This is a genomic window from Pedobacter sp. Bi27, assembly GCF_918698255.1.
In the GTDB taxonomy this organism is placed as follows: domain Bacteria; phylum Bacteroidota; class Bacteroidia; order Sphingobacteriales; family Sphingobacteriaceae; genus Pedobacter.
The window spans coordinates 502,825-524,149 of record NZ_CAKKMW010000002.1 but is presented as its reverse complement, the minus strand read 5'-3'; the positions used below and the strand labels follow the sequence as shown (position 1 = coordinate 524,149).

Annotated in this window: 15 protein-coding genes; 4 read left to right on the top strand and 11 right to left on the bottom strand. The window is 39.3% G+C overall.

Annotation, left to right across the window (positions count from 1 at the left end; translation table 11 throughout):
* Window positions 1-33: 33 nt before the first annotated feature.
* On the top strand, window positions 34-1,008 hold the full coding sequence (locus LQ227_RS07645) for an App1 family protein (protein ID WP_230148928.1): 975 nt from the start codon (window positions 34-36) through the stop codon (window positions 1,006-1,008).
* Between the two features lie 303 nt (window positions 1,009-1,311).
* On the opposite strand, the gene LQ227_RS07640 is transcribed toward LQ227_RS07645, so the two are convergent.
* Complete coding sequence (locus LQ227_RS07640) at window positions 1,312-1,680, bottom strand: YccF domain-containing protein (RefSeq protein ID WP_029274540.1); 369 nt, start codon at window positions 1,678-1,680, stop codon at window positions 1,312-1,314.
* A gap of 106 nt (window positions 1,681-1,786) precedes the next feature.
* Between LQ227_RS07640 and LQ227_RS07635 the strand changes: the two genes are divergently transcribed.
* Complete coding sequence (locus tag LQ227_RS07635; RefSeq protein WP_230148927.1) at window positions 1,787-2,137, top strand: hypothetical protein; 351 nt, start codon at window positions 1,787-1,789, stop codon at window positions 2,135-2,137.
* Between the two features lie 60 nt (window positions 2,138-2,197).
* On the opposite strand, the gene LQ227_RS07630 is transcribed toward LQ227_RS07635, so the two are convergent.
* Both LQ227_RS07630 and LQ227_RS07625 read right to left on the bottom strand, forming a co-directional pair.
* The gene (locus LQ227_RS07630) at window positions 2,198-3,397 is read right to left on the bottom strand and encodes a DUF1501 domain-containing protein (protein ID WP_230148925.1); all 1,200 of its coding nucleotides are present in this window, start codon (window positions 3,395-3,397) and stop codon (window positions 2,198-2,200) included.
* A 92-nt stretch (window positions 3,398-3,489) separates the two neighbouring features.
* On the bottom strand, window positions 3,490-4,932 hold the full coding sequence (locus tag LQ227_RS07625) for a DUF1800 family protein (protein WP_230142409.1): 1,443 nt from the start codon (window positions 4,930-4,932) through the stop codon (window positions 3,490-3,492).
* 73 nt (window positions 4,933-5,005) lie between these two features.
* On the opposite strand from LQ227_RS07625, the gene aat reads away from it, so the two are divergent.
* Window positions 5,006-5,638 (top strand): leucyl/phenylalanyl-tRNA--protein transferase, encoded by a 633-nt coding sequence (aat, locus tag LQ227_RS07620; protein WP_230142408.1) that lies wholly within the window; start codon window positions 5,006-5,008, stop codon window positions 5,636-5,638.
* Between the two features lie 223 nt (window positions 5,639-5,861).
* Here the strand turns inward: aat and LQ227_RS07615 are convergent, their stop codons facing one another.
* The 5 genes from LQ227_RS07615 to LQ227_RS07595 form a co-directional block, all read right to left on the bottom strand.
* The gene (locus LQ227_RS07615) at window positions 5,862-6,476 is read right to left on the bottom strand and encodes a TMEM175 family protein (RefSeq protein WP_230142407.1); all 615 of its coding nucleotides are present in this window, start codon (window positions 6,474-6,476) and stop codon (window positions 5,862-5,864) included.
* 252 nt (window positions 6,477-6,728) lie between these two features.
* A complete protein-coding gene (locus LQ227_RS07610) occupies window positions 6,729-7,511 on the bottom strand; it encodes a DUF1080 domain-containing protein (protein ID WP_230148923.1) in 783 nt (260 codons plus the stop codon).
* Window positions 7,512-7,576: 65 nt separating this feature from the next.
* A complete protein-coding gene (locus LQ227_RS07605; protein ID WP_029278253.1) occupies window positions 7,577-7,894 on the bottom strand; it encodes a DUF2892 domain-containing protein in 318 nt (105 codons plus the stop codon).
* Window positions 7,895-8,078: 184 nt separating this feature from the next.
* A complete protein-coding gene (locus LQ227_RS07600) occupies window positions 8,079-8,465 on the bottom strand; it encodes a GxxExxY protein (RefSeq protein ID WP_230142403.1) in 387 nt (128 codons plus the stop codon).
* A 315-nt stretch (window positions 8,466-8,780) separates the two neighbouring features.
* Window positions 8,781-11,672, bottom strand: coding sequence for a DEAD/DEAH box helicase (locus LQ227_RS07595; RefSeq protein WP_230148921.1), 2,892 nt, complete (start codon window positions 11,670-11,672; stop codon window positions 8,781-8,783).
* Window positions 11,673-11,959: 287 nt separating this feature from the next.
* Here LQ227_RS07595 and LQ227_RS07590 point away from each other — a divergent pair, with 287 nt between their 5' ends.
* The gene (locus LQ227_RS07590; RefSeq protein ID WP_230148919.1) at window positions 11,960-12,970 is read left to right on the top strand and encodes a type IX secretion system membrane protein PorP/SprF; all 1,011 of its coding nucleotides are present in this window, start codon (window positions 11,960-11,962) and stop codon (window positions 12,968-12,970) included.
* On the opposite strand, the gene LQ227_RS07585 is transcribed toward LQ227_RS07590, so the two are convergent.
* The 3 genes from LQ227_RS07585 to LQ227_RS07575 all read right to left on the bottom strand — a co-directional run bounded on the left by LQ227_RS07585 (window position 12,967) and on the right by LQ227_RS07575 (window position 21,321).
* The gene (locus tag LQ227_RS07585) at window positions 12,967-16,512 is read right to left on the bottom strand and encodes a gliding motility-associated C-terminal domain-containing protein (protein WP_230148917.1); all 3,546 of its coding nucleotides are present in this window, start codon (window positions 16,510-16,512) and stop codon (window positions 12,967-12,969) included. The two genes, LQ227_RS07590 and LQ227_RS07585, sit on opposite strands and share 4 nt — an antisense overlap.
* Before the next feature lie 221 nt (window positions 16,513-16,733).
* Window positions 16,734-18,134, bottom strand: a complete 1,401-nt coding sequence (locus LQ227_RS07580; RefSeq protein ID WP_230148915.1) for an efflux transporter outer membrane subunit — start codon at window positions 18,132-18,134, stop codon at window positions 16,734-16,736.
* A gap of 10 nt (window positions 18,135-18,144) precedes the next feature.
* Window positions 18,145-21,321, bottom strand: coding sequence for an efflux RND transporter permease subunit (locus tag LQ227_RS07575; protein ID WP_230142393.1), 3,177 nt, complete (start codon window positions 21,319-21,321; stop codon window positions 18,145-18,147).
* Window positions 21,322-21,325 lie beyond the last annotated feature (4 nt).

Below are 21,325 nucleotides of genomic sequence, written 5' to 3'. Positions count from 1 at the left end.
AAACAACTTTTAATAAACTCTGTTTTAATACAGATGAATAAATCTGCTAGTGTTAAGGTATATCATGGCTATGGCCACGCACACAATTTGGTTGTTTATGGTCATGTTTTTAAACGCAAGGCAAAAACACAGCAGGTTTACAGCAATAATTTGTTTGTTAATATTGCACATCTTTTAAAGCTCTTTATCTTAAAACCTTATGCTTTTGTTGAGGTGCGTTTGCAATTTTTTGATCAAACGGTTTACAATAAAACCGAAGGGGATGGCTTTTTTAAGTTCGAATGGAAAGCTGAACATGATGTGCCTGCAGGCTGGCACTTTGTTAAGGTAGAAGCTGTTGATAAAAACGGGAAAGTTTTAAGTGCAGGTGAGGGGAAGGTATATGTACCGCACATTACGCAATATGCCTTTATTTCGGATGTGGATGATACTGTGATGATTTCTCATTCGGCAACTATAGGGCGGCGGTTGAGAGAGCTGTTTATCAAGAATCCACATACACGTAAAACCTTTCCTGATGCGGCCAGTCATTATCAGCAATTGGCCATGTCGCACACTGAATCAGATCAGCCCAATCCTTTTTTTTATGTAAGCAGCAGCGAATGGAACCTTTACGATTATTTGGTCGAGACGTTTAGGTTTAACAAGTTGCCTGACGGTGCTTTTCTTTTAAATACATTAAAGCGGTGGAAAGATTTAGTCAGAACAGGTAAAACAGGACATGAAGGTAAATTATTGAGGGTAATGCGAATTTTAGATGCCTTTCCCAACCAGAAGTTTGTGTTTTTTGGCGATAACTCGCAGCAGGACCCAAAAATTTATTCTACAATAGTGGAGAAGTATCCAAAAAATATCGAAGCGGTCTACATTCGCAATATTCGTCCTGAAAAAGAAGCAGAAGCGGGGGAGTTTCTCAAAAAAGTAGAAGGTAAAAATGTAAAAGCTTGCTTATTTAATGAAAGTAAGGAAGCGATTGAACATTCTAAATCAATAGGATTGATCAAATAGTTTTGGAGCAGAATGGTTGTGCTCATCGGTTTCGACAATCCCGCTTTCCTTCCTGCCCCGATGAAGTATCGTGGGCATCCATTCAATCGGGGCTAAGAACAAAGTTTTTTGCTAGTGGAAACTGGCCACAGTTTAATAAACCTGACAGAAGCGGGCACCGAACGTAGAGAGGTAAAGCGGATGGCAGGGCTTTCGGGTCCGATAAACACAGGACCCTGCTTTTCAGAAAAAGCAATCTTAATAGCGGTTGTTGTAAGATTGCTTCGTGCCTCGCTATGACGAAATAGAAGAATTACCCCCAAATCAAGAAATCGATTTTCCGAACGGTGTAAAAGCTAAATTCATTAATTTAAAATGCTGGCGCCCAAATGGAATACCCACAATGGTAATGCAAAGCAAAATACCAAAAAACAAATGGGTTAAAGCAATCCAGAAACCGCCGCATAAAATCCAGATCAGGTTCATGATGGTAGAAAGGCAACCTGTGTTTGATGAAGTGTCAGTTATTTTAACGCCAAAAGGAGCAAGGCCTACAATGGCAAATTTAAAACATTGGATACCAAAAGGAATCCCCACAATGGTTAGACAAAGGATTAAACCTCCAATAATATATTCGAAGAAAATAAAGATACCGCCAAAAATAATCCAGATAATATTGCCTAAAAAGTTCATTATGTTTTTTAGTTTAAGATTTAATAATGGATGTTTTGTTACAATTCATTTAATACATACTCACGTATTCTTCGTAATTTAGAATCACACACAAAAGAAACACAACATGAAAAAATTAATTCTTGCAGCGGCACTTGTCGCCTGCTTTGGGCTGTCGCGTGCCAAAGCCCAAAATGTAAATGGCTTTAAATTAAGCGATATCAAGGTGGAATACATTGAGGTCAAACCGATTTACAACGGTGGCGATACCTATATTGCCAGGGTAGATTATGGGCAAAAATTCAAAAGGCCTAAGGAACTGAACGTAAGAGACGACGATGGAAACGATTTACTTTTCAATTCCCAGATGGATTGCCTCAATAAACTGAAAGGATATGGTTATGAACTTTTTAATACCTATACCGATCAGATTGATAAAGATAGCAGTAGGCCTGTATATGTGTTAAAAAGGAAGTAAATAATAAAGAAGTCAAGTTTCATAGCCTGTAGCTTATTAAACTTGACTTCTTTATAATATCTATATAAAATCGAGTGTATTAAACTTTTTATTCAGGATATCAGCATTATTTACATCCAGCCATTTATCTAAAATGGTACCATAAACCTGTCTGAAATCCAGTTGATATTTTAAATCGCCGGTATCCAGATCACTTAAATTAGGTGCAGCATTAAAAATCCCTTGTTTTTTCAATTTCCCACCAAAAACAAACATATTATTTGCCGTTCCGTGGTCGGTGCCGTTACTGGCGTTTTGTTCTACCCTACGGCCAAATTCGGAGAAGGTAATTACCAAGGTATCCTCCAGTTTATTGTTCGATTTTAGGTCTTTCAAAAAAGCAGCCATACCTTCACTATACTGTTTAAGCAGATTGCCTTGTTGACCAATTTGATTTACGTGGGTATCAAAGCCACTTAAGGATACATAATAAACCCTTGTTTTTAATCCCGAAGAAATAAATTTAGAAACCGTTTTCAATTGGTTTGCAAAACCCGAAGTAGGGTAAGTAGATTTCGACTGATAAATTTTGGAGGTATTCTGTATGTAACTGGCAGAGGATGAAGTTTCGATCATCGTTTTATACAAATAGCCTAAATTATCTTCATCTAAATGTTCCTTATCATTCTGCAACATGGCCTTAAAAAACGGATCGTTCGTATTACGGAACAAAGCTGCGGGATCTTTTAATGCAATTCCTTTTTTGGTTTGCCCTTTCATGGCCAGAGAAAGCGAGTCGTCTACTTCTATTGCAGTATAAGGGAATTTGCAGGTTTGGCAATTGCTGTCTAAATAACGGCCAATCCATCCGGTTGATAAGAACTGATTGCTGTCGCTACCCGTTTGCCAAATATCCATCGAACGGAAATGCGAGCGGTCTGGGTTGGGGTAGCCAACATCGTTGATGATGGTCATCCAGCCTTGGTCATAAATTTCTTGCAGGGCCGCCATGTTCGGGTTTAGCCCTTGCATGTCGTTCAATCTAATTACCTCTTCAGGTTTAATGGCAATACTTTTTCTTTTTTGGTAATAAATATCATTTCCAAAGGGAATAACTGTGTTTAAGCCGTCATTTCCACCAGAAAGCTGTACCACAACTAAGTTTTTGTATAGGCTCAGCTCATCAAGCGCCATGGCCTCAAACGGTTTCATAAAAGCCGGAACAAATAGCGAACCTGCTGCAACAAATCCTGTATTTCTTAAAAAATTTCTTCTGTTCATCTTGTTAATATTTTGGTTCAATGTTCATTCGTCAATAGTTCGTTGGTTTGGGTGTTCAGCTAATCGGCTATTGGACCATCAACCATTGACTATTAACACAACTGATACTCTGGCATACTGGTAATTTCGACTGCAGTACTTCGCAATCCTTTATTATCGCTTACCATAGTTGTTATTTTTGCATTTAATTTCGGTTGCAATAAAAACTCTGTAAGTTCCAATGGCGTTAATCCTTTTGGTAAAGTATCTAAAAATTTAGGCCAGTCTGCATTTGCGTTTACGTATGATTTTGGTTTCATGTTGGCATTTGCATTGGTGGTAGCTGTTCTGCTTAACGCAATTACGGCTTCATCTTCAGGATCGGCTTTGCCGCTGAAGTCGATTTCCCCGTCATTTAAAACAAGTGAAGGAATCCGCATCCTTAACATTAACGATGAACTATCAATCCAGCTTTGTCCGCCAGGCCAGCCCGCTACATTAGGTGGGTTAAATAAATATTGCCCCAAACTGCTTTGCAGCTGTATTAAAACCTGTGGTTTGTTATAGGTAACATAAAACTCGCGACTTAAGCCTACTAAAAATTCGGCAGGTGATTTAATTTTGGTGCCTACATTTTCAGGGCTATAAAACCAATCTGATGTAAACATTTTTTTCATCATCGAGCCAATGTCGTATTTCGAGTTGTAAAAATGTGTGGCAAGTTCTTTAATATGATCCTCATTCGGGTTATCGTTTACGAAGAATTTATATACTTTCCTGGCGATAAACTGTGAAGTTTCTGGTTTTTCTAGAATAATATCGATGATGTTTTCGCCTTCAAAATTCCCGATTTTACCGAAAAAGGTTTTTGTTCCAGGATCGTGCAGGTTTTGTCTGAAAATGAACGAGCCATCTTTGTCGTACATCCAGCCGGTAAATGAGCGGGCAGATTCTTTAATGTCCTGCTCGGTATAATTTCCTCTTCCCAGGGTGAAAAGTTCCATGAGTTCGCGGGCGAAGTTCTCATTTGGTTTACCTTTTCTATTCTGCTGGTTATTCAGGTATTGCAGCATTGCCGGCGACTTGGAAACCTCAATCAATAAGGTTTTAAAGCTGCCCAGTGCATTTGCTCTTTGGATGTTATTTAATTGTTGTGCAAAAAACGGGTTATTGCTACGGCAGGCAAAATGGCCATGCCAAAAGAGTGTCATCTTTTCCCTCAATGGAGCATCTGTATTGATCATTTTGGTAATGAAGGCAATATTCAGATCACGGCTTACTTCGTTTTGCTCCCGTACAATCTGCTGGCGCATTTTCTTTTCTTCATCCGTGAGGTCTTTTTTGGAGTATAAACCCGCCTGAACCAAAAGTTGTCGTTTCGATTCGTAATCGTTTACTAAATTAATGGGATCGTTTTTTAGGGAATCTTTAAGCAGATTATCGACCACTTTATCGAGATTTTTTTTGCTTAATTTTTGTAAGTCGGCATAAGAAACCCCGAAGCCTGCCCGGTTGTAAAGATGTTTTACTTTTAAGAAATTATCTTTTGCGCTCATAATGGACTGTTTTACAGTATGACTTATTTAAAACGCCAGGGTTTAATCTTTGTTTTCTTTCTTATTTTTGCCTATGTTTTTTCAGCTACTAGATGACAATCCAGGCTTTCCAGACCCAGCCTTGGCAGAAGAGGATGGTTTATTGGCCATTGGTGGTGATTTAAGTACGGAGCGGTTGTTAATCGCCTATTCGAATGGTATATTTCCATGGTTTAGTGAAGGCGAACCAATTCTTTGGTATTCTCCACACAAACGCTGTGTGATTTATCCTGATAAAATTAAAATCAGTAAAAGCATGCAGAAAATTTTAAACCAGGAAGTTTTCAAGATTACTTTTAATCAGGCCTTTGCCGAAGTGATCCGCAATTGCGCAACTACCGAAAGGAAAGGGCAGGATGGTACCTGGATTACCAACGAAATGCAAGATGCTTACATTAGCCTTCATCAGCAGGGCTACGCACACAGTGTAGAGGTTTGGTTGGCTGATCAGCTGGTGGGTGGCCTATATGGTTTAAAAGTAAATCGTGTTTTTTGTGGAGAAAGCATGTTTAGCCATGTAAGCAATGCCTCAAAAGCAGCATTGATTTTTTTAAGTAAAATGAATATCGATTTAATTGACTGTCAGTTGCCGAACGATCATTTAATGAGTTTAGGTGCTGAAATGATCGATCGGAAATTGTATATGGAACTGCTTCAGGCTCCTTAATGTTAAGGTAAGTTTTGAATTGCTTTAGATTATTAAGGGCCTTAGGTCAATTAATATTTAGCCGAAAATATCTAAGCAAGTTATTAATCGAGTTCAGGTTAGAAGCGCATTTTTAATACAGCTATTCAGGTTTCTTCCCGCTTTTCGTTTTATCCCGATGAAAGGATCGGGATGCTCACTGCAATCGGGGCTAGGTGGCGAGGGCTGGCATTACTATTATAGGCTAAGTGCCTAGTCCATTATTATTATCAATTAAACCCTGCTCGAGCATTGCATTCTCTATGCGTTTATCGGGAATAAACCAGATGCAGGCTACAATGAAATAAAGTGCAACGCCAATCCATGGGTTTATAAAACTTAGTGCAATGCCCCCGATATAAAAAAGTAATGAGAATTTCCCTTTTGCATCATTCCCAATGGCATGTACCACAAGCGAATGCTGACCTTCTGTTCTTTTGATTACGATTACCAACAGGGTGTAAGAAACAGCGGCAAGCAGGAGTACAGCACCATAAACTACCACCGGCCACAAGGCAAAATGATGTTCACCCATCCATCCGGCTGCTACTGGGAATAACGAGAGCCAGAATAAAAAATTAAGGTTTGCCCAAAGCATTGATCCGTTTACTTTTTTAACTGCATGCAATAAATGGTGGTGATTGTTCCAGTAAATGCCTACGTAGATAAAACTTAAAACATAGCTGATGAATTTTGGAATAAGCGGTTTTAAGCTTGCTAAAGTTTCGCCATGCTCCGGGACTTTAATTTCTAAAACCATGATGGTAATGATAATTGCAATTACCCCATCACTAAATGCTTCTAATCTGCCTTTGTTCATAAAAAATGACCGCTGTTAATCTGATACAATTATCAATGAAATTATCTTATAAAACAAAACCCGCAAACTTTTGGTCTGCAGGTTCCTTATTGTTGTTTTGTTGTATTTATAATTCTCTAACTGTGGTCGTCCTCGTTTGTAACGAGGATGCGAGAGATTCACATTTTTAATGTGCTTTAATATTAAGCGATAAAATCGCTATTTTCATTAATCCTCGTTACAAACGAGGACTATATTGTTGTTTTGTTGAAATTATAATTCTCTTACCCAGATGTTCCTGTAACTGATTGCAGGACTTGGATCGCCGTGATCTTGTAATTTAATTGAAGCCGGACCATGTTTTTTGTATTCTGGTGCGCCGATATACCTGGTTTCCCCTTTTAATACAAATCCGTTCTGTAAAAGTACGCCGTTTAAAAATACAGTAACACTTGCTGGTTTTTGTATGGTTCCATCTTCATTAAAACGTGGCGCGTTCCAAATGATATCGTAATATTGCCATTCGCCTGGTTTCTTATTGGCATTTGCCAATGGAATAGCTTGTTTGTAAACACTGCCTGTTTGTCCGTTAACATAGGTTTTGTTGTTATAAGCATCCATAATCTGGATTTCGTAACCGTCATCGCCGCCACCTGTTGATGCTAAAAACACACCACTGTTCCCACGTGCCTGACCTTCGCCAGTTATGTTTTCAGGAATTTTCCATTCCATGTGCAATTGGTAATCGGTAAACTTTTTATTGGTTTCAATATTCCCAGTGCCTTTTTTTACCGTGAAAAAACCATCGTCGATTGTCCAGGCAGCTGGTTTAGATGGATCTTTAACAGAATGCCATGCATCTAAATTTCTGCCATTGAAAAGAATGGTGGCGTCAGACGGTGCATCCTGAGGCAATTTGCCCGGTGTAACAATTTTAGGAACGGGTTCCCAAACCTCGGTTGTTTTTGGGTCTTTGGCAGGATCTGGTTTTTTATCTTGTGCCATAGCTTGCCCTGCAAAAAGTGCAGGAATAAATAATAGTGTATACTTGTTCATGATTGTGGTTTAACTTTTTAAAGTTAACCAGTTTATTAAGAAAAGGAAATTTCGTATTTAAAATTTTACCCCAAATCGTCAACAACATAGGTTTCACTTATAATTACTTCATCAGGGGCAATGTCTTCTTTACGCTGTTCGGCCAAATCGCGCATTGGACAATAACCCGTAATGCCGCGATACAGTAATCCTGCACCAATTGCTGCACCCGTAAGGCCAATTACAGGATGTGAAAAAATACTGGTGATGCCTTTAAAAAGTAAATATGTTCCTGCAGCGCCAGATAACCAACGTTCAGATTTTGAAACGTTTTCGAACAATTCTGGGTACTTCCAGGCTTCCTTAACATTGTTTACAGCGGTATTAAAATCTTGATTTGTCATGATGGTTAAATTTATGTTCTACTGTATAACAAGTAAGAAGGAAATGAGTTTTGAAAGAAATTTTAATTATGTAATGTTGCCACGGAGGCACAGATTAGCACGGAAAGAACAGGTTGTTTGTATCACGTTGATGTTTTAGCCACGGAAACGCTGATTAGCATGGAAGAAGTACTAATAATCGGGATTATAAAACAACACGCCTGATTTCGAGAGTTGGTTTACCGAAATTTAAAATAAGCCCAACTTTGCATCCTGAACATCTTAAGTAGTTTAGAGTTTGCGCTATATCGGCGCTTGCAAGGGCACTTTTTGATTTAATTTCTACTATTACCGCGTCAAATATAATAAAGTCGGCATAAAAGCTATGGGGTAGGAGAACACCTTTATAATAAACTCGGTATAACTTTTCTCTTTCGTAAAAATAATCCCTGTTTTTCAGTTCTATGCAAAAGGCGTCTTTGTAAACAATTTCTAAAAAACCACAGCCTAAAAAACTATGAATCTCAATAGCAGCACTAATAATTAGGTCTGTTTCGTTTTTTAATGGGAAGTTCGATTGACGGATTTCCATACCAAGGGATTTAATAAAGGTTTAACTTATTAACTTGGGATGTATTTACTAAAATAGTAAAATAATGGGACGCTGCAAAACATACTTTGCAATTTTGTGCCTCCATGGCAAAGAATAACTTGAAAGGTTTGTGTTAGACACTGGCTATAGATGCCTGTTTACACAGCCAACTCTTCGACTATGCTCAGAGTGACCAACAGAGAGTACATCCGTGATTTCCGTGTTTCCGTGGCAAAAAATTAAGTAGAATAGTCTGTTAGAGGGTTCAATATTCAAATAAACTGTTCGAATTCGCTCAATGGCAGATTTCGGCAATTAATTCAATATATCGCGTATATCTTCCTTGCTCAGTGATTTAAAGAAACTTTCTTCAGTTGTAATTAAAGAATTTGCGAGCGATTTTTTACGGTTCTGTAAAGCCAATATTTTCTCTTCAACGGTATCTTTTGCAATGAATTTGTAAATGAAAACCTTTTTATCCTGACCAATACGGTGCGTTCTGTCGATGGCTTGTTGCTCTACTGCCGGGTTCCACCATGGGTCGAGGATAAAAACATAATCAGCTTGCGTTAAGTTTAAACCTACGCCGCCTGCTTTTATAGAGATTAAGAAGACTTTCAGTTCGGTATTCTGCTGAAATTCGGAAACAATTTCGCCACGGTTACGGGTTGCACCATCTAAATAAGCAAATGGAATATTTTCCGCTTCAAAATGTTTTTTGAATATATCAAGATGTTTTACAAACTGAGAAAAAACCAAAACCTTATGTCCGCCTTTAAGTACGTTATCGAGCGTATGGATCACGTTTTCGAACTTTCCTGAATCTGAAACATAGGTGCCATCAATCATTACCGGGTGGTTGGCCAACTGACGTAAGGCGGTTAACCCTTGTAAAAGCTGTACCTGTTTCTTTGCGAAAGTTCCATCGTCCATGCTCTGCAATAAATCATTACGGTAGGCAGATTTTGTTTTTTCGTAATAAGCGGCTTGATCTTCGCTCATGTCGCAATAAATTACCTGCTCCGTTTTTGGTGGTAATTCTGCAGCCACCTGCTCTTTCGTTCTACGGAGCACAAAAGGCTTGATAATCGATTGCAGTTTACGCGCCTTTTCTTCGTCTTTTTTCTTTTCTATCGCTTGTACATATTCTTCGTAGAAGAACGCCTGTGTACCCAATAAACCAGGGTTTAAAAAGGTCAACTGCGACCACAAATCGCTTACTGAGTTTTCTACAGGTGTACCACTCAGAATCAGTTTATGTTTAGATTTTAAGCTTCTAACGGCTTTAAACGATTTTGATGCCGGGTTTTTAATGTTCTGACTTTCATCGAGAATAATGTAGTTGAAATAAAAGTTTTTCAATTCATCTACATCTACCCTGGTTACCCCGTAAGTGGTAATAATAATATCGTAATTGGCAAAATTGGCAACATCTTTATTTCGGTTGGTGCCTGTATGTGCCAGTATTTTAAGCTTTGGAGTAAATTTTTTAGCTTCTGTTAACCAGTTGTAAATTAAAGAGGTAGGCATGATGATGAGCGAGGTCGTCTGCGTTTCAAGCAATTGGTCATCTTCCTTCACCTTTTGCAGCATAGCCAATGTCTGGATGGTTTTACCCAAACCCATATCATCGGCCAAACAGCCACCGAAATTGTATTCGCGTAAAAAACTGAACCAGTTATAACCAGCTTTCTGGTAATCGCGTAAACTGCCTTTAAAATGAACAGGCATTTGCGTATCAGCAATATCCTCAAAGTCTGATAATCGCTGTAACTTGCGTTCAAGCGTAACATTAGCCAGGCTATCTTCAGCCAGATCATTGATGAGACCGATATGGTGTTTCTTTAATTTTAGCGTTTTTCCGGCCTCTGCCAAACTGAACAAACTGCCGTATTGCGTAAACCATTTATCGGGGATAATAGCCACTTCGCCATCGGGCAACAAAAACTCACGCTTTTTGTGTAGAATATGTTGCTTTAGTGAAAGAAAAGGAATCTGGTATTTTCCAAACCATACCACAGCATGGATATCGAACCAATCGTTTCCTTCTTTAACTTCAAGATCTATTTTGCTGGCACCGAAAACAAATTTTTTCTGTCCTGTGGCCTGTTCAATTTCAAAACCTGATGCCTGTAAAATTTCGATATGCTCGTTTACCCAATTTATAGCTCCGTAACTTGGATTTTCTTCGGCAGAAGCTACTTCCAGGTTGCTGAATAAAGAACTCGTTTTTTTTAGTCCTAAGGATAACAGCAAATTAAACTGCTTTTTCTCCCATTCCGCCGAACGTTTGATGCGGTGGAAAATATAGTTATCGGCAGTTTTTTCTAAACGTACAGTTACTTTGTGCGCATTCTCTACCGGGAAAGTATATTCGCCATATTTAAAATATAGCTGAATTTGAGAAAGACCACCATCAACATATAAAACTTTAATTACCGGTGTTGCCTCAAATTGTTCAGTTCTGATTTCGAAACCTTCGGCATACACATGGTGCTTTTCTATTAAAGGGGCTACAAACTTTTCAAAATAAGTGGCTTCGGTTGTTTTGGGTATGGCAATAAACCGTTTATTTAAAAAGGGTTGCAGTTTTTTTCCTTCAATATCCTGATCAAAAAAGTACAATACATCGTTAAGCAATAACCAGGCAGGTTTGTTGCTGATAATCTGTGCTTCTTTAAACATAAATTCGATGCGCAGATTCTGATATTTGATGGTCGGAAAATAACGTGTTTCAGTTTCGTTCCTTCGGAAATGAAAAAGAATAGATGCAGGCTCATCAGCCAGTTCGATTTTTCGTTCTACCGGCCAGCCATCTTTGTCCATTATATAAAGCTCGTTTTTGACTTTCAAAAGCTCTAAAGCTTCGGCAAGTTTCTTTTCGATTTTAGGACGGACATTTTCATAAAATTTATTGTCGAAAATTTTAGTGAAAAACTCAGTTGGCCTGATTAGTTTTTTATAATATTTTTTAATCAGTGAGTCTTGTTCAATGTCATCTAAAATTTTGATCAGTTTATAATCAATATCACTTAAACAGGCATTAAATTCTTCTGCGGTATGTGTAAAAATCCGTTGATAAGTAAACGAAAAATCTCCTTGTGGATTGAGCTGAACAACGTGAGGTTCAATTAAATAGCCCAAGTACTCATGTTTGCACAAAGAGTACACCACTTTACAGGTTTTAGAGCTATCGACACGTAACATTGATGGAGATAAAATTTTTTTCTAAGCTAAGCGCTTAAAAAACTTTAAACTTACAATATTTTGAGGTTACATCAAAAAGAAGTAGCGGTTTTTGAAATAAAAAGTATCAGTTTTTTATCGAAATTTAAAAGAATGGTTAATTGCTACTATTGGATGGGACGCTTATTTTGAAGTTAAAGGCAGATAAATATTAAATGCTTTATAATTGGCTACAACTTATTATCTTAGCCATTGTATTGATAGGCTTTTTAGTATCAATCAATTAACGCATCACTATTAAGGTTTAAATGAAATTTTTTTACGCGCTCTCTCTGTTTGCCTGCTTATTCTTTTGTAGCTATGGGCAAGAAATCCCCCGGAGCACCCAATATATTTTTAACAATATCCTGCTGAATCCTGCATTATCGGGAATAGATAATTATACAGATTTAAAAATAGGTTTACGCAAACAGTGGAGCGGTTTAGAAGGTGCACCAAGTACACAATACCTTTCTTTAAGTACCGCTATTGGCGAAGATTTTGTTCGGAGCAATGTAAATTCATTTGCCGGGAATGGAGACAATCCAATGAGCAGAAGTTTTGTAAACAGCTACACCGCGGCGGAGCCTCACCATGGAATTGGCCTGGTGGCTATGACGGATAAAGCAGGTTTGGTTCGGCAGACCAATGTGAATTTAACCTACGCCTATCATTTGGGCCTTACAAACGAAGTAAATTTATCAGTTGGTTTATCAGGCGGATTTAAATCGATCAGTGTTGATGTGCGCGGAATTATAGCCGATGAATCGGGCGACCCTTTATTCTCTGCCGATTATAACAACAAAATTAGACCCGATATTGGCGCAGGTATTTGGCTGTATAGTCCAAGATTTTTTGCTGGTGTTTCAGCAAAACAGCTGGTTGGAAATAAAAGCAGTATAGTAAATAATCAAGTTAAAACGAGCCCATACCAGTCTGCTACTTTTTACGGAACGGCGGGTTATAAAATATTTATCGATGAGGATATTGCAATGATCCCCTCTGGTTTGATTTCATATTGGGCCAACGCTCCAGCTACTTTCGATGCCAATTTGAAGTTTGCCTATAAGGATAAATTTTGGGTTGGAACCAGTTTCAGGAACAACGATTCTTTTTCGCTTCTAGCAGGATTTAATATTGCATCGCTGGTAAACCTGAGTTATTCTTATGATGTAAATACTTCAGGATTACGTTCGGTAAATAATGGTACCCACGAAATTGTACTGGGTATTTTATTAAATAACCGCTATCAGGTAGTTTGTCCAAGTAGGCAATTTTAACGTAAAAGTGTTATACTGCCACCAAGTGGTTTACATTCGGCACGCAAATCGATTACATAATAATAAACCCCTGCTGGTAATTCTTTATCCCTAAAACGGCCATCAAAAGGTTTGGTATAATTGCCGATCGATTCGTAAACCAACTGACCGCCACGGGTGTAGATTTTAATATTGGTGCCCTTAAAATCTGGTAAACCCCTCACTTGCCAAACATCGTTCATGCCATCCCCATTTGGGGTCATGGTGTTGGTAACCTCCAGGTTATCGTGTGTTACTTCTACATGTACCTTGGTAAACTCGCTTGTACAAGAACCCAGTTTTCTCCTCACAAAATAATCGGCCGTTTTGGCTACCCTAAATTTGAATATTCCGTTGGTGTTTTCTAAAAAAGGCTTCGTATCATCAATTTTTTCGAAGAGTTGGTAGGTGCCTTCTTCTGGTGCAATTACAGGCAAAACAATATCTGATACATAACAAACGCGTAGATCGTTGATAATCGGAGCTATAATTTTAAAAGGTTCGTCGATAATAGTGAAAGGCTCGCTAATGGCGTAACCGCAAGCTGTTTTGTCGTAAACTTCTAAACGATAGGTACCTGCACCAATCTTAGTTAGGTCTTGCGTAAATTGAACAGCTTCGTCAGCTTCGTTTATCCACTTAAAAGTATAGCCTGGTACACCACCAATTACCTCAACCCCCGTAACGGAACCTCTCTGTAAACTACATCCATCTTTAACTGGGGTCCCGGTTTTAGGCACAATGGTCAGCAACGGCGTAACATCTATTGTATACGGGCCAATAACAAAAGGAGCACAGTTGTTAATGTCATAAGCGTACATAGTATAAGTGCCGCCCGGTAAATTTTTAAGCGAAATGGAATTGATTGTTTTCGTACTCGAAATGATGTTACCTGCCTGATCTTTCCATTCATATCGGTATGGAAGCGCTGAGCTAAAATCTAAGTCGATACTTCCATTGATCAGCCCGCATGTGGTTGGCGATTCGCGATGCGAAAAGGTATAAACAGGAGGGGCAACAGCTGTTACCACAAAATCTCTTGGCACTCTCGGGCAGGTAGAACTGCTGTTACTGGCCCATAATCTGTAAGAACCAGGTTTTAGGTTTTCGATCAATAAAGATGTTCCAGGAGAATAAGCACCTTTTTTAATGGTGATTAAATCTGGCCCAATCCATTCGTAACCATCAGCATCGGTCAGTGTAATTCCACCCAAAGCGCCATTGTCGCTATTACAGGTTACATTTTTTTTGATTGAAGCATCGCTAATCTGGATGGTATTATCGGTAATGATGAAATAAGAAGCAGAAACAGGAGGGAGGTTACAGTCACCTTCATCGGTTACCACGAGTTTATAATTTCCTCCTTCAACATTTACTAAATCCAATGTCGAAGAAATTGAATTCCCTAAATCTCCGGTAATTGGATCTGGTTTGTACCAATTGTAAGTAACGGTTCCTGTAAAATCAGTAATTTTTAAACCGGTAACTGCACCATTTTGGCTGCCACAGGTAGCATGTTTTGGTGGGATGGTGCTAGTAATAATTATTCTTGGTTTCCTTTTAACCGTAATCGGATCAGAATCTAGTGAGCAGCTTGGTACTGACTCATCCGATACTTTTACGAAGTAAGTACCTTCAGGTAAATTTGCCGGGTTTGTTCTGCTTACAACAGCATTTGTTGCGGTATTTATCCACTCATATTTTAATACACCTTTTCCTCTTAAAACCTCCGCGGTAAATGTAAAAGTGGTTTGTCCACAGATGGGAGAAATGGGTTGGATAGTAGGTTTGGTTAACTTCTGATCTTTGATGATAAACACTGATGGGAATGCCTTACAGCCGTCATCAACAGTTACTTCATAGGTGCCTACATCTAAATTGGAGATGCTTTGTGTATTGCCTTTAGGTACGCGGCTCCCATCTGTTTCTATCTTTACCCAACTAAAAGTAAAACCTTCACGGGGTTCTGGGATGGTGATAGATCCATTGGCATTACAGGTTACAGGCTCTACTATCGCCTCATTTGGTAATAATTCAGCAGTAGAGAAAGGGGAGGTGGTGGCATTTAATAAGCTGGCTGTTGCAGTAACCATTCCGCTCAAGGTTCCGTTATATTCCCAACGGCCATCGCTACCAGCTTGTACTGTTGCGATATAGGTTTTACCTTCACAGATACCTTGGCAATTTATAGTATAAAATAGTTCTACTTCTGAATTGGGTGTAGCCCTGCCCGAAACATAATCATTTCTTTTTTTCAGCACCTGAATGTAGGGTTGAAGGATTGATAGGGTTTTTCCGATGCCGAATGTCTTGTTGCAAAAGAAACTGTTCCTGGTGATTTTTACGGGCTTTGAAGATACCGTTTCGACACCGAAATTGTTGTTGGCAATTAAGTTTGCTTCGGCAGGTGTTGCGCCGCCAATGGTTCCTCCTGCACCCAACTCTATTTTTACGCCAATTCCATTGCTCATCACTACAGCTCCGGCAGCATCGGTACCAATGGCATTACCGGTTAAAATAAAATCAGAGTTGGTGATCGAAACCCCTGTAGTTCTGTTTCCGCCGATAATATTATTGCGCACATAAAGTGCCGTATTTACCGCATTGACCTTTAAACCTGCAATTTCTAAAGCGGAGGAAGAAAGAAATATCGGTAATTCATGAAAATCTTTTTTACCTGTATAATCGACCCCGATTTTATTATTGATCACGTTAACATCAAACCTTGCATTGGTGGAGTACGATGACCGGGTAATATCTACATTAATCCGGTTTGCGGCAATTACGTTTCCTTCACCAGGATTATCACCACCGACGTCTAGTGCACTATCGTATAAATTGGCCGAAATACCAAAAACATTGGTGTTTGGTGTTATTCCATCATATATCACCCCGATTAAGTTCGATTGGATCTTGATTTTAGTAGCGGTGATGGTATTAAAATAATAGCTGTTCTGTACAATAATACCGTTAATGTTCCCTCCAATAACATTTCCTTTATTTGGAGCACCGATGGTAATATTATTTGCACGATAATCGATTACAATTCCCGAGCCCTGAGCCATATTTACATTCTGTAAGTTATTGATCGTAGCAAAATTACGGATGTATAAGCCATAAACCTCAACGCCAGTAGTTTGGATCTGCGTGGTTGATGACTGGCCGATAACCAATCCGGGAAACGTAGTGTTTGGATACTCAGGCTCCAAAATTACTTTCGCACCCGAAACACCAAGTGCTGGCCACGCAGCCTGCGAGGTGCCATCGATTACTACATTTGAAGAAACCACAGGTAATGCCGAACGTAACCTAATGGTACGGTTGGCATTGTCGCTAGGCGTGCCCGGTAAATTGAAGTTAATAGTAAAAGTAGTTACCCTATTGGCTACAGCCGCTTGTGTTAATCCTTCCCTTAGTGTTCCAGGGCCGCTATCGGCATTACTGGTTACTACATAAGTTTGAGCATATATATTATTGCAGAAAAATAAGCCGATAAATAGGGCTAGCAGTTTTGAGAAGCGCATAAAATTGTTTGGTGCAGCCAAAATACAAATAAACTATTTAGTGGCTAGCGTTTTAGTGAAACAAACGTACATTATTTTTCTGAAAATAATTGAGCGCTTGACTAAGCATATGCTCGTTTTTATTATCGCGATTGACCAAATTGTAATGCTATTTGCGAATTGGCCCAAACAAAAAAGGCATCCTGAAAATCAGAATGCCTTAAAAGTTTGTTAATTATTGTTTATTTCCAGCCACCGCCTAATGCGCGGTATAGGTTTACCACCGATTGTAGTTTTTGTAATCGATCATTAATTCCACTTAATTGTGCTGTTAATAAACTTTGTTCTGAAGTTAAAACGTCAGTATAGTTTGTTGCCGAACTGTAGCGCAATAATTCTTTGGTAAAATCTACTGCTTTGGTTAATGAAGCAATTTGTTTTGCCCTAGTTGCCTCTTTTTCCGAAGCTGTTTGGTAAGCGTACAAAGCATTCGATACTTCTTGTCCACCGGTTAGCAGCGTTTGTTGAAAGTTGTAAAAAGCAATCTGCTGATTCGCTTCGGCTGTTTTTAAACGTGCTTTGTTTGCGCCTTTAGCAAAAATTGGCTGCGTTAAACCACCCACCAAATTATAGAAGATAGATTTGCTGAAGAAATCCTGTAATTGTAAGCTTGATAAGCCGCCTGTTGCTGTAATGGTTAACGCAGGATAAAAATAAGCTTTTGCTACGTTTGTGTTTTCGAAAGCCGATCTGAAACCAAATTCAGCAGCTATTACATCCGGGCGGTTTTTTAACAATTGTGCAGAAACGCCGGTTTGTAAATTAGCATAAGGGGTCTGCTGATCTAAGGTAGTGCGGTTAATCGCATTCGGCGCTTTAGCCACTAAAACACTTAATGCATTTTCAGCCTCTTTAATGCTTCTTTTCAAATCGGGCAAGGTTACCTGAGCTGCGTATAAATTGGCTTCACTCTGTACAACAGCCGCGCCATTAACTACGGCACCTTGTTTTAAGGCTTTCATGGTTTCAACATCCTGTGTTCTAACCTTAATCGTCTGCTCGGTAATGGCCAATTGTTTATCAAGGGCCAATAAAGCGTAATAATTATTAGCAATGGTAGCAATTAACTGTGTTTGAACAGCGCGTTTTGCTGCATCACTTTGTAATAAAGTAGCGTAAGCACCACGCTTTGCACTGCTTAATTTCCCCCAAATATCAGCTTCCCAGCTGGTGCTCAACTGTGCTTTATAGGTTTGGGTTTCTAAATTAATGTTAATCCCAGGAGGAAAGTTTAAGGAGGCCTGCGATTGTTTATTATCCGCTACGTTTACATCAGCCTGTAAGCTTGGCAATAATGCGCCACGACTTTGTATGAGTGTTGCTTCCGCAATTTTAATGCGCTCGATGGCCTGTTTCAGGTCTAAATTTTCATTTATCCCCTGTTGGATCAGCGATTGTAAAGTGGTGTCTGAAAACAACGTTTTCCATTGTACGTCGGCAATGGTGGTTGTATCGGTACTATTGTTATCACGGTATAAACCTTCGCTCTTAAGTTGTGGGCGCTCGTATTTTTTAGTTACGCAGGCGCTTAGGCTGAGGATGGCTACACCGATAAAAATGGAATGCTTATATCTAAATTTCATGGTTTTAAAATTAATGTGGACGGTTAACCGCTAACTCGTACTCTTCTTCTGTTTGTTCGCGATCAATGCCTTCCTCAAAAGGAGAACTGCTACTGATTTTTTCCTGTAAGGTTTGGAAAACAATGAACAAGGCCGGGATTACAAACACGCCGAATATAGTACCGATTAACATACCGCCTACAGCTCCGGTACCAATTGAAGTATTACCTGCTGCACCAACACCTGATGATAACATTAAAGGCAATAAACCCAGGATAAAGGCAAAAGAGGTCATCAAGATCGGACGTAAACGGGCAGTTGCACCGTCAATAGCCGAATTAATAATACTCATTCCCTTTCGTCGCCTGTCTACCGCGTACTCTACAATTAAAATGGCATTCTTTGCCAGTAGCCCCACAAGCATGATCAAGGTAATCTGCGTATAGATGTTATTATCTACACCAAATATCTTATCAAAGATGAATACTCCGGCTAAACCAATTGGCAGCGAAAACAATACCGCTAATGGTAAGATATAACTTTCGTACTGAGCCGAAAGCAGGAAATATACGAAGACAACGCAAAGTAGAAAGATAAAAATTGTCTGACTGCCACTGCTTACTTCTTCACGCGATAAACCGGAGAACTCATATCCATAACCTGCTGGAAGATGAATTGCGGCTTCTTCCTGAATCGCTTTAATGGCATCACCAGAACTAAATCCTGCATTCGGGTTACCCGTAACTGCAATTGAGGTATACAAATTGAAACGTGAAATAGCCTGTGGTCCGTAAACTTTTTCTAAAGTGATAAACTCAGAAATAGGAGCCATTGTACCACTCGAATTACGTACATAAATACTGGTTAAACTTTGCTGATTTGCACGGTATTTGGCATCTGCCTGGTACATTACCCTGTACTGTTTACCAAATTTATTAAAGTTTGATGCATAAACACCACCATAATAACCTTGCAAAACACCCAACACATCACTAACCGTTAGGCCAGCTTGTTTCACTTTTGCCACATTTACATCGATCTGATATTGTGGAAAATTCGGGTTGAACGAGGTTGATGCATATTGGATTTCAGGGCGTTTACTCAATGCGGCTAAAAATGCATTACCCACTTCGTTGAATTTTTTGATGTCGCCACCGGTTTTATCCTGTAACTGGAACTCGAAACCACCACCGGTACCAAAACCCTGAATGGTTGGCGGAGCAAAGAAAATTACCTTCGCACCTTTAATGCTGGATGCTTTTGCAAATAATTCACCAATAATGGCTTTAACATCACGCTTACGTTTATCCCATGGTTTAAGCCTGGCGATAACCATACCATAAGAACTACCCGATCCGCTGATCAAACTTCGGCCAACAACCCTAAATGTAGCTTCTACTTCTGGCACCTTACTTACAATATCATTGATTTTTACAATAATTTTATCGGTTTCTTCCTGTGACGTAGAAGGTGGTAATGAAATATCAGAGAAAACCGTTCCTAAATCTTCGTTTGGCACGAAACCTTTAGGCGTTGTATTCATAATCCACACTAACACCACTGCGAAAACAGCAATTCCTAAACCTGCAAGCCACCTTTTTTTGCCTAAGAAGCCAACAGAGCGTTTATACTTTTGCGTTACGGCATCAAATGAAGTATTGAAAGCAGTATAAAAACGTTGCAAGAAATTTTTGCTTTTTTCGTGATCTTCTGCGTGCGGTTTTAAGAACATCGCACATAGTGCCGGACTTAATGTTAAGGCATTGATCGCCGATAAAATAATCGCAATAGCCAGTGTTAAACCGAATTGTTTATAAAATACACCCGACGAACCCTGGATAAAACTTACCGGGATAAATACCGCCGCCATTACCAGTGTAATCGAAATAATCGCACCACTAATATCATCCATCGCATCTTTCGTTGCCTTTTTAGGGTCTTTGTAACCCGCATCCAGCTTGGCATGTACGGCCTCAACCACCACAATGGCATCATCCACCACAATACCGATGGCCAGTACCAATGCAAATAAGGTTAACAGGTTGATGGTAAAACCGAACAGACTCAGGAAGAAAAAGGTACCGATAATAGCCACCGGAACACTAATTGCAGGTATTAAGGTTGAACGGAAATCCTGTAGGAAAATAAATACCACTAAGAACACCAAAATGAATGCTTCAATCAAGGTGTGGATTACCTTTTCGATTGAGGCATCCAAGAAGTTATTTACGTTAACTACGGTTTCGTAATGAACACCTTTAGGGAAAGAAGTTGCGGCTTTATCTAAAGTTTTGATCGAGTTTTCGATTACTTCTTTCGCATTCGAACCCGCTGTTTGACTAATGGCGATACCTAAAGCAGGTTTGCCGTTAAACTTCACATAACTGGCATAACTTTGCGCACCAAGTTCTATCCTGGCCACATCTTTTAGGCGAAGAATCTGTCCGTTTGCATCCGCCTTAATAATGATGTTGCTAAACTCAGTTTCCGTTTTTAAACGGCCACTATATTTTAAGGTGTATTGAAAAGCCTGATTTCCCTGCTCACCAAACTGACCTGGTGCAGCTTCGATGTTTTGCTCAGCCAAGGCTACACTTACATCATTTGGTACCAGACCATAAACGGCCATTACTTCTGGCTTAAGCCAGATACGCATGGTGTAATCTAAAGTACCAAACGCACTTGCATCACCCACACCGCTAATCCTTTTAATTTCAGGGATGATGTTGATGTTGGCATAATTCTGCAAAAACTTCTGATCGTATGATGGATCATCGCTGTAAATGGCAAAAATAAGTAAGTTACTCGCCTGTCTCTTTGCTGTAATTACACCCGATCTGGTTACCTCTGCAGGTAATAAACTGGTTGCCCTGGCTACACGGTTCTGCACGTTAACCGCTGCTAAATCGGCATTTGTACCCAATTTAAAGTTAACGGTAATGGTTGCAGTACCATCATTACTGGCACTAGAAGTCATGTAGGTCATGTCTTCCACACCATTTATCTGCTCTTCCAGCGGAACAACAACACTACTCATTACCACATCGGCATTTGCCCCTTGGTACGAAGCCGATACCTGAACGGTTGGCGGTGCAATTTCGGGGTATTGAGAGATGGGTAAAGTTACAAGGCCTAATACACCTAATATTACAATTATAATGGATATGACTGTTGATAAAACGGGCCTATCTATAAATTTCTTAAACATAATT

What these genes read in the sequence shown, in the direction of transcription:
- LQ227_RS07645 (WP_230148928.1), top strand. Translation starts at nt 34, where the DNA reads ATGAATAAATCTGCTAGTGTTAAGGTATATCATGGCTATGGCCACGCA.
- LQ227_RS07640 (WP_029274540.1), bottom strand. Translation starts at nt 1,680, where the DNA reads ATGAACTTTTTAGGCAATATTATCTGGATTATTTTTGGCGGTATCTTT.
- LQ227_RS07635 (WP_230148927.1), top strand. Translation starts at nt 1,787, where the DNA reads ATGAAAAAATTAATTCTTGCAGCGGCACTTGTCGCCTGCTTTGGGCTG.
- LQ227_RS07630 (WP_230148925.1), bottom strand. Translation starts at nt 3,397, where the DNA reads ATGAACAGAAGAAATTTTTTAAGAAATACAGGATTTGTTGCAGCAGGT.
- LQ227_RS07625 (WP_230142409.1), bottom strand. Translation starts at nt 4,932, where the DNA reads ATGAGCGCAAAAGATAATTTCTTAAAAGTAAAACATCTTTACAACCGG.
- aat (WP_230142408.1), top strand. Translation starts at nt 5,006, where the DNA reads ATGTTTTTTCAGCTACTAGATGACAATCCAGGCTTTCCAGACCCAGCC.
- LQ227_RS07615 (WP_230142407.1), bottom strand. Translation starts at nt 6,476, where the DNA reads ATGAACAAAGGCAGATTAGAAGCATTTAGTGATGGGGTAATTGCAATT.
- LQ227_RS07610 (WP_230148923.1), bottom strand. Translation starts at nt 7,511, where the DNA reads ATGAACAAGTATACACTATTATTTATTCCTGCACTTTTTGCAGGGCAA.
- LQ227_RS07605 (WP_029278253.1), bottom strand. Translation starts at nt 7,894, where the DNA reads ATGACAAATCAAGATTTTAATACCGCTGTAAACAATGTTAAGGAAGCC.
- LQ227_RS07600 (WP_230142403.1), bottom strand. Translation starts at nt 8,465, where the DNA reads ATGGAAATCCGTCAATCGAACTTCCCATTAAAAAACGAAACAGACCTA.
- LQ227_RS07595 (WP_230148921.1), bottom strand. Translation starts at nt 11,672, where the DNA reads ATGTTACGTGTCGATAGCTCTAAAACCTGTAAAGTGGTGTACTCTTTG.
- LQ227_RS07590 (WP_230148919.1), top strand. Translation starts at nt 11,960, where the DNA reads ATGAAATTTTTTTACGCGCTCTCTCTGTTTGCCTGCTTATTCTTTTGT.
- LQ227_RS07585 (WP_230148917.1), bottom strand. Translation starts at nt 16,512, where the DNA reads ATGCGCTTCTCAAAACTGCTAGCCCTATTTATCGGCTTATTTTTCTGC.
- LQ227_RS07580 (WP_230148915.1), bottom strand. Translation starts at nt 18,134, where the DNA reads ATGAAATTTAGATATAAGCATTCCATTTTTATCGGTGTAGCCATCCTC.
- LQ227_RS07575 (WP_230142393.1), bottom strand. Translation starts at nt 21,321, where the DNA reads ATGTTTAAGAAATTTATAGATAGGCCCGTTTTATCAACAGTCATATCC.